The sequence below is a fragment of the Photobacterium kagoshimensis genome, from assembly GCF_050337045.1.
Classification (GTDB): domain Bacteria; phylum Pseudomonadota; class Gammaproteobacteria; order Enterobacterales; family Vibrionaceae; genus Photobacterium; species Photobacterium kagoshimensis.
This window is the reverse complement of sequence record NZ_JAKJSO010000016.1, coordinates 23,951-39,083: the sequence shown is the minus strand read 5'-3', so window position 1 is coordinate 39,083 and position 15,133 is coordinate 23,951. Positions and strand designations below refer to the sequence as shown.

Here is a 15,133-nt window from a genome sequence, read left to right as displayed (position 1 = left end):
TACTTACGGTCGCTTGCGAATTGCTTCGGATCGTAAGTGATCGAAATTTTAATGGCTGTGTATTCGATCACAAAAAAGTAAACGAAAGTTAATTCGTGCTTTTAGCGAAAGTTTTTATCTTTATATGTCACACAATTCATTAAAATTGAGAGCGATGTTGGTGGTTAGAGTTTGGCTTTAGGGTTGGCGAGGGTTATGATATGAACAAATGCGTAAGTCTACGCAAGAGTAAACGTAACAATGCGAAAGATTGTGAAAGAGATCAAAAGTTTTCATTTCTTGCGTTGTTGCTTTCGTTTTTAGGTGTAAGCTGTATTCGAAATCAAGCGAAAGGGATTTTGCTGGTTTCGTAAGGAGACAAGGTAAAGTGAAAAGTGCAGTCGAAAGGCGCATGGAAATTGTGAACGTGGTTAACCGTGATGGTAAAGCACGTGTCGAGGACCTTGCCGCACAGTTTGATGTCTCTAGTGTCACGATTCGAAGTGATCTTAGTTTTCTGGAAAAGAATGGTTATGTTGTCCGCTCTCATGGCGCAGCCATTCCGAATACTGGGGTGATTGCAGAGCTGACTGTTCATGAGAAACGCCGCCAAAATGCGGGTATTAAATCTCTGATTGGTCAGGCTGCAGCGAAACTTATCGAAAGTGGTGACACTGTTATTCTGGATTCGGGAACGACTACGCGAGAAATCGCATCCAGCTTGAAATCGCTGGAAGATGTAGTGGTTATGACCAATGGTCTGGATGTTGCAATGGAGTTGGCATCGGCACCTGGAATAGAGGTTCTGATGTCGGGTGGTGTACTTCGTAAGAATGCACTCTCTTTTTCGGGCTCTCAAGCTGAACACAGTTTGAAAAACTATCGTTTTGATAAAGTTTTCCTTGGTGTGGACGGTTTTGATTTAAGAGCTGGTATCACGACACACAATGAGCAGGAAGCGAGTCTTAACCGCTTAATGTGTGAGATTTCTGAGCAAGTGATTGCGGTCGCCGATTCAAGTAAATTCGGTAAGCGTAGTTGCCACATGATTCGTGAGTTCGGAAACATTGATATCTTAGTGACAGATTCTGATATTCCTGAAGACTACGTTCAAGGTCTTCGTGAAATGAAAGTTGATGTGATTATCGTAGAAAAAGAGTATTAACCCACTAACTCCATAACAGCATCTCAGATGTGGATTGTGGAGTTAGTACATGAACACCCTTCAAAATCTCGTTCAACGTCATAAAGCGGGTGAACAAAACGGTATTTATGCTGTTTGTTCTGCTCACCCTCTGGTGATAGAAGCCGCTCTCAAGCAGGCGTTGAGCGACGATTCTTTATTATTAATTGAAGCTACCTCCAATCAGGTCGATCAATTTGGCGGTTACACAGGCATGACGCCTGTCGACTTTCGAAATTTCGTATTGGAGATGGCGGAATTACTTCAATTCCCTACTGAAAAACTTATTTTAGGTGGCGATCATCTAGGTCCCAATCGCTGGCAAGGCCTTAATGCCGATGAAGCCATGCGAAATGCCGATGACTTAATCGCGGCTTATGTCGCTGCTGGTTTTAAGAAAATTCACCTCGATTGCAGCATGTCTTGTCTTGATGATCCTGTGCCGCTTTCTGATGACATTGTCGCGGAACGTGCAGCAAGATTGGCAAAAATTGCGGAAAGTACCGCGATCTCAAATTTCGGTGCTAGCGATCTTTCCTATGTGATCGGTACCGAAGTACCCGTACCGGGTGGGGCGGCAGAAGCGCTTAATGAGCTGGAAGTCACCTCTCCTGAAGCGGCTATTAAAACCATTGAATGCCACAAAGCTGCCTTTGACGCCGTAGGCGTTGCTGATTGTTGGTCACGGGTTATTGGATTAGTGGTGCAACCTGGGGTTGAATTTGACCACACTGGCGTTATCGATTATTGCCCAGAAAAAGCCGTGTCTTTAAGTACCGTAGTGAACAACTACCCACACTTAGTGTTTGAAGCACACTCTACCGATTATCAAACCGATAAAGCCTATCAGGCATTAGTTGAAGGCCATTTTGCGATTTTGAAAGTTGGCCCTGCTTTAACGTTTGCAATGCGAGAAGCACTGTTCAACCTTTGCGATATTGAAGAAGAGATTGTCGCCAAAGCGCATTGTTCCAACCTCCGCGAAATGATTGAGCAGCAGATGTGTAATGCGCCCGATTACTGGAACAAATATTACCACGGTGATGAACACCAACAGCGCTTTGCACGTTGCTACAGCTTCAGTGATCGCATTCGTTATTACTGGCCGAATGAACAAATTCATCACGCCCAAGAAACATTGTTTGCCAACCTGTCGCGCACTGGCATTCCACTTCCCCTATTAAGTCAGTATTTGCCTGAACAGTTTCAAGCGGTTCGTGCTGGGCTGATTGAATCTGAGCCTAAAGCTTTGGTTCTCGACAAAATTCATCAGGTACTTCGTAGCTATGCGAAAGCCTGTAAACAAATTAAAGGTTAAGAGGTACAACATGAACCAATATCTGGGCTACTCAGATCACGATCTTGAAAGCTTAAATGCTTTCTGGACAGCCAAAGAAGTGGAGCAGCAACCTGCATGCTGGCGTAAAACACAGGCGACGTTTAGTGAATGTCAGCCAGCGATTGATGCTTTTATGGCGAAGGTGCTAGCACACCCCAACTTACGCATTGTGATGACAGGCGCGGGAACATCGGCGTTTGCTGGTCAAGCACTGGCACCTGCCTTAGCTGAAAATACAGGAAGACGTGTCGATGCTGTTGCGACAACGAACTTAGTCTCGAATCCGTACCAATACTTCGCGGAAGATTTACCAACGTTATTGGTGTCGTTTGCTCGCTCGGGCAACAGCCCTGAAAGTGTTGCAGCGGTTGAGTTGGCAAATCAATGCCTCACCAACTGCTATCACCTTGTGCTGACCTGTAATGCCGAGGGGCAGCTATATAAAAATAGCGCGAACGATAGCCGTAGTTTCGCATTACTGATGCCTGAAGAAACCAATGATAAATCGTTTGCGATGACCTCGAGCTTTTCTTCGATGATGGTGGCTGCATTTTCGATTCTTGATGGAAAGTGTGATCATTCGAAAGAGATTGAAAGGTTATCCTTATGTTCTGAGGAGCTGATCAAGGAAATTAATATACCTATCAGTAATATGGCAAAGCTAGATATCAGCCGCGTCATTTACCTAGGAAGTGGTGGTTTGCAAGGGTTAGCTCAGGAATCTGCTTTAAAGCTACTTGAGCTGACAGCTGGCAAAGTCGTAGCAACGTATGACTCGCCATTGGGCTTTCGTCATGGACCTAAATCCATTGTAGATAACGAGACGTTGATAGTTGTGTATATCTCGAATAACCCATACACCCGCCAATATGACCTTGATCTGTTAAGCGAACTGCGTCGCGACAAGATTGCGCGTAAAGTCATTGCTATTACAGCTCAGCTAGATGATCAAGTCACCAGTGGTGACTACCTACATGTCCCTACCATGGATACTGCGACTGATATCGAGCTCTTATTCCCATACATTATTTTTGCCCAGATTTATGCATTCCATCGTGCAATCGCACTGGGTAACACGCCTGATAATCCTTGCCCTACCGGTGAAGTAAACCGCGTTGTTCAAGGTGTCACTATTCATAACTTTAATAAGTAGACAGGAAGCACTCTTATGACAGCACCTAACATTGTTTGGACCCGAATCGATGAGCGCCTACTACATGGTCAAATTCGAATCACTTGGGGAAAGCACACTGAAGCAAACTTAATCCTTGTAGCTAATGATGACGCTGCTGACGGGCCAAACGCTGCCTTTATGCAAGCGGGAATGAAAGCTTCAGCTGGTGGTGAGTATGCCGTTCGTTTTTTCTCTATCCAGAAAACCATTGATGTGATCCACAAAGCATCAGAGAAACAGAAGATCTTCATTTTATGTAACAACCCTACAGATGTTGCTCGCTTAGTCGAAGGTGGTGTGCCACTGACACACTGCAATGTTGGCAATATGCATTTTCATGAGGGTAAACGCCAGATCGCTAAGACGGTCTCGGTTGATGAAAAAGATATCAATGCTTTTGAACGTATGGTGGAACGCGGTGTGGTCTGCACAGTGCAAAACACGCCAGATCAAAACCCTGTCAACGTTCTTGAACTTGCCATGACGTCGGCGTAAGCCGCGTCATACCTCACTATAAACAGAGATTTAAACAAGGAATAAATCATGTTTTTTGAAGCTACGCTGGTCGCAATATGGGCGTTCTTCTGTGGTATCGATAAATACGATGTCGCGTTGAACATCCACCGCCCACTCATCACAGGCCCTGTTGTTGGTCTGATCATGGGTGATATGCAAATTGGTCTGATTGCTGGTGCCACCTTGGAACTGGCATGGTTAGGCTTGGTGCCTAACGCTGGGGCACAGCCGCCAGATGTGACCATGGGTACGATTGCTGCTGTTGCTTTTGCCGTGATGACAGGCCAATCAGCAGAAGTAGCAATGGGTGTAGGTATGCCGATTGCCGTCATGATGCAAATGTTAGTCATTGGTTTCTTCGCGCTAACGTCTTTCACTATGGGTAAAGCGGATCGATTTGCTGAAACTGGAGACACAGGCGGGATAGACAGGCTACTGATCACCACCATCTCGTTACGTTCTTTACTGTACGCCTTAGTTGCTTTCATCACGGTTTACTTTGGCGAGCACGCCGCCAGTTGGATTGATGAAAACGCGCCGAAAGTATTGCTAGAAGGCCTGGGTATTGGTGCCAAGATGGTTCCAGCAATTGGTTTCGCAATGTTACTGAAAATCATGTGGTCAAAAGAAGTGGCGGGTGTGTTCTTCATCGGCTTCGTAATGACAACGTACCTCAAGTTACCAATCATGGCTGTAGCAATTCTAGGTGCGTCAGCAGCCGCGCTTTACTACTTCTTCAGTGGAAATAATGGAAGTTCAAACAACCAACAAGTAGAGGAATTTGAAGATGGCATCTGATATCACAGCAGGCACTTTAGCCGGTAAAAACACCAAGGTTCATGAAAGTCTGGTTGATGATATTGATTCATACGAAGACACCACACCACGTAAAGTGATTTCGAAAAAAGATCTTTGGATCTGTGCGCTACGTGGTCTGTTCATGGAAGGTAACTTTAACTTTGAGCGGATGCAGGCGGGTGGTTTTGCTTACTCCATCATCCCAGCACTGAAGAAGATCCACGGTGATAATAAACGCGATTTGGCGAAATCACTAAAGAACCACTTACAGTTCTTTAATGCCAGCCCTAAGTTGTTCACTTTCTTGCTAGGTACAGCCATTGCAATGGAAGAGAACAAAGAAAAACCGTCGACCGTTAACGTAATGAAAGTTGCGGGTATGGGACCAACAGGCGGTATCGGTGATGCGATTGACCACATGACCTTGATGCCATTGACCTTGGCACTGGGTGCGTCGATTGCGATGGAAGGCTCGATTGCTGGTCCATTCGTGTTCTTCTTCTTGTACCAAATTGTTCACTTTGCTGTGTACTTCGGTTTGATGTTCATGGGTTACAGAGCGGGTACAGCCGCCATGGTGAACATGAGTGATGCCACCGAGAAGCTCGCCAAAGCCGCCAATATCATGGGTATCTTTGTTATCGGGGCACTATCGGCCACCTTTATTCGGGTCCAGACCACGGCCTCGCTCGAATTGGGGGGCAAGGTAGTCGAACTACAAAGTGCCTTATTCGACAAGATCATGCCGAACATTCTGCCACTGGCATTGGTGTTCTTTATGCTCAAGATGGTGAAGGGCACGGGCTTTTGGGCTAAACCGCCAGTGTTGATTTTCTCAACCCTTGCAGCCGGTGTTGTCGGTCACTTCCTCGGTATTTTGTAAGCCATACGTTTCGATAGCTTGGGGGGATAACCTCCCCCCTAATCAAGGATTTTAAGATGATTGGTATTGTTGTTTCAGGCCATATTAACTTCGCATCTGGGATGCAGTCGGCAGTAAAAGCGATTGCGGGTGAGCAAGAGCAAATGGCGTTTATCGACTTTGTAGAATCAATGTCGACAGAGCAACTTGAAGCGGATCTTCGTCAAGCGGCACAAGACGTAGATTCGGGCGAAGGGGTGTTGTTTTTAACCGATATTCCAGGTGGTTCACCGTGTAACCGTGCGCTGGCGATTTTGATGGATCAGCCAAACGTTGAGCTTATTGGTGGCGCTAACTTACCTATGATAGCCAATGCCGCTTTTGAACGTGAAGACGTGACATTGCCAGTACTGGTGGACTTATTACTAGAGATTGGCACTTCGTGTATGCAAGACATGCGCAAAGAAGTCGAAGCGCTGATGCAACCTGAGCCCGTTTCTGAATGTGAAGATGGGTTATAACCATGCGATACGCTTTACACGCCGATCGGGTGTTTACACCACAAGGGATAGCCACAGATACCCTCGTTATTGTTGCAGATGGAAAGATTGCAGCACTCACGACGGATATTCCAACAGACTGCCCTGTTATTCGCCTTGAAGGGCAATCTTTAATGCCGGGCTTTGTGGATATTCATATTCATGGCCGTGACGGCGCCGATGTGATGGATGCAACAGATAACGCACTGCAAACCATCGCCAATGCCTTACCTCAAACAGGGGTTGTTGCTTGGGTTGGCACCACAGTGACAGCGCCTTGGACCGATATTCTAAATGCTTTAGAGCAGGTTCGCAGTTTCACTTCAACAGTGCAGCACCAAGGTGCGGAACTATTGGGGAGTTTTTTAGAGGGTCCGTATTTCACCGAGCCTCATCGTGGATCGCACCCAACGGCGTATTTAAAATTGCCATCATTGGCTGAGCTTGAACAGCTTCATCAAAGTGCGGGGGAGTCGCTACTCCGTGTGGCGGTTGCACCAGAAGCGAAAGGGGCAATGGAAGCGATCAGTTGGCTGGCCGAGCGTGAAATCAAATCGTCGGTTGCACACACCGATGCCACCTTTGATCAAGTCACAGAAGCTTATCACCGTGGCGCCGATTGTGGGGTCCATCTTTTCAACGGTATGCGAGGGCTACATCACCGCGAACCTGGCTGCTGTGGCGCGGTGCTTTACCACGACATGCTGGCAGAACTCATAGCCGATGGTATTCACGTTAACCCAGTCATGATGCAACTCGCCTACCGAATGAAAGGCTATCAAGGCATTGCCCTAATCACAGATTGTATGCGTGCGGGTGGCTTAGCCGATGGTGAATACTTACTTGGCGCACAAACCATTACCGTCACTGATGGCGCTGCGCGCACTAAGTGTGGTTCGCTTGCAGGTAGCACTTGTAGCTTAGATCAAGCGCTGCGAAACATGGTGTTCAGCAGCCATGTACCTGAATGGGAAGCGGTGCAAATGGCATCGTATGTTCCTGCCAATTATCTTGGGCTTGCCCATCGCCTTGGCAGTATTGCCGAAGGCATGGATGCCAGCCTGATTGTTATGAATGAAGCATTACACGTGCAAGGGACCTTACTAAAAGGTGAATGGGCCTACCAAGCCGCTGCGATGAAAAGCGGTCACTAACAGCCACGACGACATAACGTCGCGTACCTTGCCAAACAAATGAATAAGAGGTTTAACATGGAAATTCGTCAACCAATTCATAGCGAACACGCTAAACAACTCGACACAGCAGGGCTTCGTGAGCAGTTCCTGATCGAAAATATGTTTCAAGAAGGTCAACTGAACCTAACTTATAGCCACATTGACCGCATTATTGTTGGCGGTGCCGTACCGACTGATGAAGCATTAATGCTTGAGGGCGGTAAAGAAATCGGTGTTGATTACTTCCTAGAGCGTCGCGAACTGGGTGCGATCAATATCGGTGAGCCAGGCTTAGTCATTGTTGATGGCAAAACCTATGAGATTGGCACGCGTGAAGCCATTTATGTGGGTAAAGGGGCTAAAGAAGTTAAATTTGAAAGTGTCTCGGCTCAGCAGCCTGCTCGTTTCTACGTGAACAGCGCGCCAGCCCACATGACGTACCCAACCCGCAAAATTACCCGTGAAGATGCCTCGCCAGAAACCCTAGGTAGCCAAGAAAACTGTAACGTTCGTACCATCAACAAGTACCTTCACCCTGCGGTTCTACCAACTTGCCAGCTACTAATGGGGTTGACAGAGCTAGCACCGGGTAGCCTTTGGAATACCATGCCGTGCCATACCCACGAACGCCGTATGGAAGTGTACCTGTACTTCAACATGAAAGACGACAATATCGTTTTCCATTACATGGGTGAGCCACAAGAAACCCGCCATATTGTGATGCGTAACGAACAAGCGGTGATCAGCCCTAGCTGGTCTATTCACTCAGGCGTTGGCACCGCGGCTTACACCTTTATTTGGAGCATGGTGGGAGAGAACCAAACCTTCCATGACATGGACCACGTCGCAATGAGCGATCTGAAGTAACACCTCTCTCAATTTGCGGTATAGCGAATAGCATTAGCTTTTCATTGCTTGCTATACCGCCCAGCTAAATTAGGAATTCCAAATGAACATGTTTGATCTTTCAGGCAAAGTTGCCATCGTTACTGGCTGTAATACGGGCCTTGGTCAGGGTATGGCGTTAGGGCTGGCGAAAGCGGGCGCAAATATTGTAGGGATTGGCCACCAAGCAGCCCCTGAGACCCAACAACAAGTGGAAGCGCTGGGTCGTAAGTTCCACTACATTACGGCCAACCTAATGGAACAAGATAAGCTTGAAGCCATTGTTGCGGAAGCGGTTGAGGTGATGGGGCAGGTTGATATTTTGATCAACAACGCAGGCATCATTCGCCGTGAAGATCTGCTGAAATTCTCAGAATCAGACTGGGATGATGTGATCAACATTAACCAGAAAACCTTGTTCTTCTTATCACAATCTGTTGCCAAGCAATTTGTTAAACAGGGCAATGGCGGCAAGATCATCAATATCGCTTCAATGCTGTCTTACCAAGGCGGTATCCGCGTACCTTCTTACACCGCGAGTAAGTCAGCGGTGATGGGCTTAACCCGCGCCTTGGCAACGGAACTTGCCGAGCACAACATTAACGTGAATGCGATTGCGCCGGGCTACATGGCAACCGACAACACGGCGGCTCTGCGTGCGGATGAAGCGCGTAATGCAGCAATTTTAGAGCGTATTCCTGCGAATCGTTGGGGCTTGCCAGCAGACTTAGAAGGCCCAGCGGTATTCCTTGCCTCTTCTGCGAGCGATTACGTCAACGGCTACACCATTGCAGTTGATGGTGGTTGGTTGGCGCGTTAAGCAAGCACGTATGCGAAAGAAAAGGGAAAAGGGAGAAGCAAGATGACGTTAGGCACTAAACAAGCCATTCTCGATACCATGAAGCGGGTATATCGCTACCAAGCGGCCAATCAAACGCGCAGCGTGATCCGTCGTAGTGGCAAAACCCGTTTTATTAAAGATACCGATTGGGAACGAGGTGTATTTTGGTCTTGTACCTCGGCAGCATGGCTAGCAACCGATGACTCAGAATACCTCGATGGTGTGATGAATTACGCGTTGCACACAGGTTTTCGTGCGGGCCCCAATGCGCGCTTTGCGGATGACCACATCTGCTGTCAGGCATACCTTGATGTTTACCCTGTGGTGAATCAAGCTGAAGCCCTTGAGCCAACGATCAAAGCGTTGGAGCTGATGGTGGAGACCCCAGAGCTCGGGCGTAAAGATTGGTGGTGGTGTGATTCATTATTTATGGCGCCGCCAGCCTTTGCCGCCTTGTCGCAGCAAACTGGTGACAATAAATACCTTGATTACATGAACACCGCCTACTGGGATTCAGTTGATCACCTATTCGATCCAGAAACAGGTTTGTTTTATCGCGATCACCGCTACATTCCAGATGGTAGTGGCAATGAACTGCGCGAAGCAAATGGCAATAAAGTGTTCTGGAGCCGCGGTATCGGCTGGGTATTAGCCTCTGTACCGCGCTTATTGGCACGTATGCCAGAAGACTATAGCGAACGTGGTCGCTACCTTGAGTTATTTAATAACCTTGCGGCAGAGGTAGTGAAATACCAGCAAGCAGATGGTTTTTGGCGAACCAGTTTGCTCGACCCTGAAAGTTTCCCAGCACCTGAAAGCAGTGCCACTGCGCTGTTTTGTTATGGCTTAGCATGGGGGATTAATACCGAGCAACTTGATCGTGATACTTACCTTCCAGTGGTTGAAAAAGCATGGGCCGCTTTGCAGGGCTGTATTCACGACAACGGTATGATGGGCTGGGTACAACTCCCAGCCTTTAATCCGCGAGATGTGAAATTCGAGCATAATATCGATTACGGTGCAGGTGCGTTTATGTTAGCGGCGACAGAAGTTGCAAAGCTTGCTGAGTGAATAGCAACAGTCATTAATTCGCAGAGTTAACGGGTAATTGTTATGTGGAAAGCTGAGCTGTGATGGCTCAGCTTTTTTTTCGAGTACTGTAATAGGATGAAAATCAAAGGCAAGGTATAAAGATAAACCTCTGTTGGTGTCGTCTATGGGGGCATTAAACGACCTTTGCACCAAAATGTGTTCAGGTAGGTTAGTATTCAGTATAAAAAAATACACGTATTATTTCAGTTCCTGCTTGCCCCTCCGGTATTTATCGGCAATCTAACAAGAGTATGAGGCTAGTTCGAAGGAACTAAAAAGGTTCAACCTATTTAGACAACAATGCCATTGTTCATCTCATTTAAAGTAGCCAGAAGACACGCCGCTCTTTAGCCTGCAATCGACAACACCTTTAATTAAACTTGTTCAACTTAAAAAAATAGCCTAATCGGCGCGTGCTAGGTTGGATATTAAACCAGAAAGAGCTGTATCATATCAGCCTTACATACATAATTAACACTCTGAATCTTTAAAATTAACCCAAGGGGGGCGCATGCCTGAAAGTATCGAACCATTTCAGACTTTATGGCTAGCATTGTCTTTTGTGCTTATCTTTGTGCTGATGACATTTTTTTTAGCATTAAACAAAAGAAAAAAATTACTGGCCGAAATCATCAGAAAAGAGAATTTACTGTCAGAAAAACCTATTGATGAAATCCTGACAGACTTACAAACATCCATAGATGAAGTAGTTTTAAGACTCAGTGATGGTAAGCCTATATACGCCAATATGAAAAAGGATCTTTCAAGCAGCCGAGAACAACTCAAATACATTGATGTCGGTCTACTTCCCCCTACCTACAAGTTCGACGATAGTGAGTCCCTCAAAGAAAGAATTGCTGATTGCTTAGAACGTCAATATCTAGTTATTAAAAGTGGAAAGGCCACTACCGCGTATTCAAATTGGAAGTGGTTTGGTAGTGCTAGTAAGGGGGCTCAAATGGTTGCTTCGTATCAAAGTCTCCTTCTTAGAGCATTCAATGCTGAATTCGATATGATTCGAAAAAAGATGCGACATTCTAGCTATGACACTGCACTCAATAAGTTAAGTCGCTTAGAGCAGCAACTAGAGAAACTTGGTGAAACTGCTAATGTTACTATTTCATATGAATATGTTCGCCTCAAAGAAGAAGAGCTCTCTGTTTGGCATTCAGAACTCCTCCAAAAAGAGGGTTTGAAGAAAGAGAAGAAAGCACAACAAGCATTATTAAGAGAGCAAGCTAAGCAATCTGGTGGTGATTCCGACGACCTAGAAGATGATATCTACTATCGTAAGTCTGATCTCGTTAAAGCTCAGAAGGTTGCTAAACAACTTCACGGTGCGAGCGCGCTTGACATGGAGCAAAAAATTGCAGATATGCAAAAAGAAATAGAGAAGCTTGAATCAAAATTCGAACGAGCTACTTCTCAAGCGCAGCTCACTAGAGCTGGTTATATTTATGTAATTTCAAATATTGGTAGCTTTGGTGAAGGCGTTGTTAAGATCGGTATGACCAGAAGACTTGAACCAATGGATAGAGTATCTGAATTAGGTGATGCTAGTGTACCGTTCAAATTTGACGTCCATACTCTCACTTTCGTCAATGATGCCCCTAAAATTGAGAAAGAGCTTCACCGCCGATTTAACGACTCCAGAGTTAATACTGAAAACCATCGGAAAGAATTCTTCAAGGTTTCTCCTAAGCAAGTTGAGGAAGCGATGTTGGATATGGGCATTGAAGCTGATTGGTACTTTGATATTGAAGCAAAGGAATACCGTGAAAGCTTACTTATCCGAGAGTCACTTAAACTGAATACTGTTAAAGTCTCTAATACCTCCAGCCAACTACCACTATCAATTTAAGAGGAAGATAACATGCTAATTACTTGTATATTGGTAGGTTTAGTGACTGTATCGATAGGCCTCTTACTTCGAGTTCGATCAAACATTTCTGGACTTCAATCTAAAGAGGCAGAAATTGAGAGGATTTATGCGCCTGCCACAAATAAAGAGAATGAACTCTTAGTTGTAGAAACTGAATACAAAGAACTTCAAGAGCTCTATAAAACAGAATTGGCACAGTTGAAGGATCAGGAACTACGCCTTTCTCAATACTACTTAGGCGTTGGTACATGCGACTCAGTTTCTTATAGTCAACTAACCTCAACCCGAAATCTCGATGATATATGCGCGCAGTTAGAAGCTACGAAACTCAAAATTAAGAGCTTCGTTAAGGATAAAAAAGCCTGCATTTGTTTAATGGATAGTGACATAACCGTCAATGGCAAAAAGTCAGAAGCTAAAAAACTACTTAATAGAGAAGTAAAACTTCGTATACGCTGCCTCGATAATGAGTTCAAAGCTGCTTCAGCAATCGTAGATTGGAACAACGTTAATCGCTTGATTGACCGTGCTCAAAGGGCATTTGATGAGATAAATGCATCGGGCAATCTTGTCAAAACTAAACTACAAAATGAGTACTTACAGCTTAAGATAAAAGAACTGCGATTAGGTTATGAACACGAACAATTGAAGCAAGATCTTAAGGAAGAAGAGAGAGAAGAGAAACAGATAGAAAGAGAAGCTGAACGCGAAGAAAAGAGGATTAAAGCGGCCGCTGAAAAAGCTGAAAAAGATCGTGAAGTTATGGAGCGCTTAGTCGCTGAAGAACTCAGCAAACTTGAGTCTAGCTCTGAAGAGCAAAAGGCACTCTTCGAACTCCACAAACAAGAACTTGAAAAACTACGAGATAAAGAGAAACGAGCTATTTCTCTTGCTCAGCAAACTCGTGCTGGCTACGTTTACGTTATTACAAACAAGATGTCTTTCGGGGAAGGTATGATCAAAATTGGCATGACTAGACGTGCAGATCCGAACGATCGCGTTAAAGAATTGGGCGATGCTTCAGTGCCTGAACTATTTGATGTACATGCATTTGCATTTACTGAGGATGCTCCTAAATTTGAAAAATTTTTGCACAGAAAATTTTCTGATCAAAGAGTGAATTTAGTTAACGGCAGAAAAGAGTTCTTCCATATTTCAGCTGAAGACGCACTAAAAGCTATGGATGAGTATGATGGTCAGTTCGAGTTGAGTGAAATAGCATAACCTATTACTGATATTATCTATCAGGCCATACATCAGTTTGTATGGCCTTTAGTTGTAGTTTAGTTGTAGATGAAGCACAATCAAATGATCTTCGATATAACTAACATTTGGCTAATTCATTTGTGTCCAACATTAAGCCCTATTCCAAAACTTTCTCCGTCCTACCACTACTCCATTACAACACCCCCAATAGTGCTTCATACGTCTTTCACTTCCTTCGCTTTACTTCTTTCATTTTCGATTGATATCGATCTTTAGCTTTTCTCTTTCTTTCAGTTGCTTTTGAAATAGTGTTTATTGTGACTTTTGTCATTTTATTCTTACGATTTCTTTCGTAGTATTTTCAAACTCCTTCGATTCGAGAAATGGAATTACGATGAAGCAAACACAGAACGCCCGTTTTCATATGATGGCAAAGCCTGCGAGTTATCGTTGTAACTTAAAGTGTGACTATTGCTTCTATCTAGAAAAAGAAACCATGCTCGATGGTGGTGAGGTTACGCCTGCGGGCATGTCATCTGACCGTATGTCGGATGGGATGCTAAAGCGGTATGTGCGTGATTACATTCGATCTCAAGATGCCGATACCATCGACTTTGCGTGGCAAGGTGGTGAGCCAACACTGGCGGGGTTGGCATTCTATGAATCGGTTGTGAAATACCAAGCGCAATATGCCAACGGCAAAACCATTACCAACAGTTTTCAGACCAATGCGATAGCAATAAATCGCCAATGGGCGGCATTTTTTAAGCAGCACAATTTTTTGATTGGGGTATCGATTGATGGTGTAGCGGAAGTACACGATCAGTATCGTATTTCGGTAAATGGAAAACCAACCTTTGCTCGTGTTAAGCAAGCGATTGATTTACTCAAAGAGTATCAGGTTGAGTTCAATACCCTCACGGTGATTAACGATAAGAACTGGCACCGTGGTAAAGAAACCTATCTCGCGCTAAAACAATTAGGCGCACAGTTCATGCAATTTATTCCCATTGTTGAAGTTGAGCCTAGCTGTCAGAGCGCGGCCAGCGGCCATTACACCCTAAATTCAGAAGCAAAATTAGCCCACTTTTCTGTGCCTGCTAAAGGCTATGGCCAGTTTATGACGGATGTATTCGATGAGTGGGTGAAAGAGGATGTCGGTACTGTGTTTGTCCGCATGTTCGATAGCATTCTCGCCACTTGGATGGGTTACCCAGCTTCGGTGTGTGTGCAATCCAAAGAGTGTGGTCAAGCCATGATCTTGGAAGCCAATGGCGACATGTATTCTTGTGACCATTACGTTTATCCCGCCAATAAATTGGGCAATATCGCAACCACTAACATCGCTTCGCTAGCAACCAGCAAACAGCAACTGCGATTTGGCAAAGCCAAACAGACCAAATTGACCGATAAATGCCAGCAATGTGAAGTACACGCATTGTGTTATGGCGGTTGTCCTAAACACCGTATTACGCCCATTCAAGGCGAGAAGCATAAGCAGAATTATCTGTGCGCTTCTTATCAACGCATTTTCCATCATACAGCGCCAGCCATGCACTTAATGACTCAAGAAATTCAGCGTGGTGGTGTTGCCGCAAGCGTAATGGCGACTCTCAAGAATTTAAAGCATAGCGAACAACCTCGTTAGTTTTACTCGGTTTC

General features: G+C 45.2%; 14 protein-coding genes. All 14 read left to right on the top strand.

Annotation, left to right across the window (positions count from 1 at the left end; translation table 11 throughout):
* Positions 1 to 367 precede the first annotated feature (367 nt).
* The 14 genes from agaR to L4C35_RS15345 all read left to right on the top strand — a co-directional run bounded on the left by agaR (position 368) and on the right by L4C35_RS15345 (position 15,119).
* Positions 368 to 1,144, top strand: coding sequence for a transcriptional repressor AgaR (gene agaR, locus L4C35_RS15410; RefSeq protein WP_428463724.1), 777 nt, complete (start codon positions 368 to 370; stop codon positions 1,142 to 1,144).
* 49 nt (positions 1,145 to 1,193) lie between these two features.
* A complete protein-coding gene (kbaZ, locus tag L4C35_RS15405; protein WP_428463723.1) occupies positions 1,194 to 2,480 on the top strand; it encodes a tagatose-bisphosphate aldolase subunit KbaZ in 1,287 nt (428 codons plus the stop codon).
* A 10-nt stretch (positions 2,481 to 2,490) separates the two neighbouring features.
* Positions 2,491 to 3,654: an SIS domain-containing protein gene (locus L4C35_RS15400; RefSeq protein WP_428463722.1), complete on the top strand. Its 1,164-nt coding sequence runs from the start codon at positions 2,491 to 2,493 to the stop codon at positions 3,652 to 3,654.
* A 15-nt stretch (positions 3,655 to 3,669) separates the two neighbouring features.
* Complete coding sequence (agaV, locus tag L4C35_RS15395; protein WP_428463721.1) at positions 3,670 to 4,170, top strand: PTS N-acetylgalactosamine transporter subunit IIB; 501 nt, start codon at positions 3,670 to 3,672, stop codon at positions 4,168 to 4,170.
* A gap of 48 nt (positions 4,171 to 4,218) precedes the next feature.
* Entirely contained in the window at positions 4,219 to 4,989 is a 771-nt protein-coding gene (gene agaW / locus L4C35_RS15390) for a PTS N-acetylgalactosamine transporter subunit IIC (protein ID WP_428463720.1), read from the top strand.
* Entirely contained in the window at positions 4,979 to 5,872 is an 894-nt protein-coding gene (locus L4C35_RS15385; RefSeq protein WP_094958082.1) for a PTS system mannose/fructose/sorbose family transporter subunit IID, read from the top strand. The genes agaW and L4C35_RS15385 overlap by 11 nt, the downstream gene beginning before the upstream one ends.
* Positions 5,873 to 5,928: 56 nt before the next feature.
* Entirely contained in the window at positions 5,929 to 6,372 is a 444-nt protein-coding gene (gene agaF, locus L4C35_RS15380; protein WP_062692390.1) for a PTS galactosamine/N-acetylgalactosamine transporter subunit IIA, read from the top strand.
* Between the two features lie 2 nt (positions 6,373 to 6,374).
* A complete protein-coding gene (gene nagA, locus L4C35_RS15375) occupies positions 6,375 to 7,544 on the top strand; it encodes an N-acetylglucosamine-6-phosphate deacetylase (RefSeq protein ID WP_428463719.1) in 1,170 nt (389 codons plus the stop codon).
* A 57-nt stretch (positions 7,545 to 7,601) separates the two neighbouring features.
* On the top strand, positions 7,602 to 8,432 hold the full coding sequence (gene kduI / locus L4C35_RS15370; RefSeq protein WP_094958079.1) for a 5-dehydro-4-deoxy-D-glucuronate isomerase: 831 nt from the start codon (positions 7,602 to 7,604) through the stop codon (positions 8,430 to 8,432).
* 82 nt (positions 8,433 to 8,514) lie between these two features.
* Positions 8,515 to 9,270: a 2-dehydro-3-deoxy-D-gluconate 5-dehydrogenase KduD gene (gene kduD / locus L4C35_RS15365; protein ID WP_371700464.1), complete on the top strand. Its 756-nt coding sequence runs from the start codon at positions 8,515 to 8,517 to the stop codon at positions 9,268 to 9,270.
* 42 nt (positions 9,271 to 9,312) lie between these two features.
* A complete protein-coding gene (locus L4C35_RS15360) occupies positions 9,313 to 10,362 on the top strand; it encodes a glycoside hydrolase family 88/105 protein (protein ID WP_428463718.1) in 1,050 nt (349 codons plus the stop codon).
* Positions 10,363 to 10,894: 532 nt separating this feature from the next.
* Positions 10,895 to 12,244 (top strand): SNIPE associated domain-containing protein, encoded by a 1,350-nt coding sequence (locus L4C35_RS15355; protein WP_428463717.1) that lies wholly within the window; start codon positions 10,895 to 10,897, stop codon positions 12,242 to 12,244.
* 12 nt (positions 12,245 to 12,256) lie between these two features.
* Positions 12,257 to 13,489 carry an SNIPE associated domain-containing protein gene (locus L4C35_RS15350; RefSeq protein ID WP_428463716.1) on the top strand — a complete coding sequence of 411 codons (1,233 nt, stop codon included), beginning with the start codon at positions 12,257 to 12,259 and terminating at the stop codon, positions 13,487 to 13,489.
* Positions 13,490 to 13,865: 376 nt separating this feature from the next.
* Complete coding sequence (locus tag L4C35_RS15345; protein ID WP_094957965.1) at positions 13,866 to 15,119, top strand: anaerobic sulfatase maturase; 1,254 nt, start codon at positions 13,866 to 13,868, stop codon at positions 15,117 to 15,119.
* The last annotated feature ends 14 nt before the right edge of the window (positions 15,120 to 15,133 follow it).

Bases quoted from the DNA above. Each gene is read 5' to 3' on its own strand.
- kbaZ (WP_428463723.1), top strand. From the start codon at position 1,194: ATGAACACCCTTCAAAATCTCGTTCAACGTCATAAAGCGGGTGAACAA.
- L4C35_RS15400 (WP_428463722.1), top strand. From the start codon at position 2,491: ATGAACCAATATCTGGGCTACTCAGATCACGATCTTGAAAGCTTAAAT.
- agaV (WP_428463721.1), top strand. From the start codon at position 3,670: ATGACAGCACCTAACATTGTTTGGACCCGAATCGATGAGCGCCTACTA.
- agaW (WP_428463720.1), top strand. From the start codon at position 4,219: ATGTTTTTTGAAGCTACGCTGGTCGCAATATGGGCGTTCTTCTGTGGT.
- L4C35_RS15385 (WP_094958082.1), top strand. From the start codon at position 4,979: ATGGCATCTGATATCACAGCAGGCACTTTAGCCGGTAAAAACACCAAG.
- agaF (WP_062692390.1), top strand. From the start codon at position 5,929: ATGATTGGTATTGTTGTTTCAGGCCATATTAACTTCGCATCTGGGATG.
- nagA (WP_428463719.1), top strand. From the start codon at position 6,375: ATGCGATACGCTTTACACGCCGATCGGGTGTTTACACCACAAGGGATA.
- kduI (WP_094958079.1), top strand. From the start codon at position 7,602: ATGGAAATTCGTCAACCAATTCATAGCGAACACGCTAAACAACTCGAC.
- kduD (WP_371700464.1), top strand. From the start codon at position 8,515: ATGAACATGTTTGATCTTTCAGGCAAAGTTGCCATCGTTACTGGCTGT.
- L4C35_RS15360 (WP_428463718.1), top strand. From the start codon at position 9,313: ATGACGTTAGGCACTAAACAAGCCATTCTCGATACCATGAAGCGGGTA.
- L4C35_RS15355 (WP_428463717.1), top strand. From the start codon at position 10,895: ATGCCTGAAAGTATCGAACCATTTCAGACTTTATGGCTAGCATTGTCT.
- L4C35_RS15350 (WP_428463716.1), top strand. From the start codon at position 12,257: ATGCTAATTACTTGTATATTGGTAGGTTTAGTGACTGTATCGATAGGC.
- L4C35_RS15345 (WP_094957965.1), top strand. From the start codon at position 13,866: ATGAAGCAAACACAGAACGCCCGTTTTCATATGATGGCAAAGCCTGCG.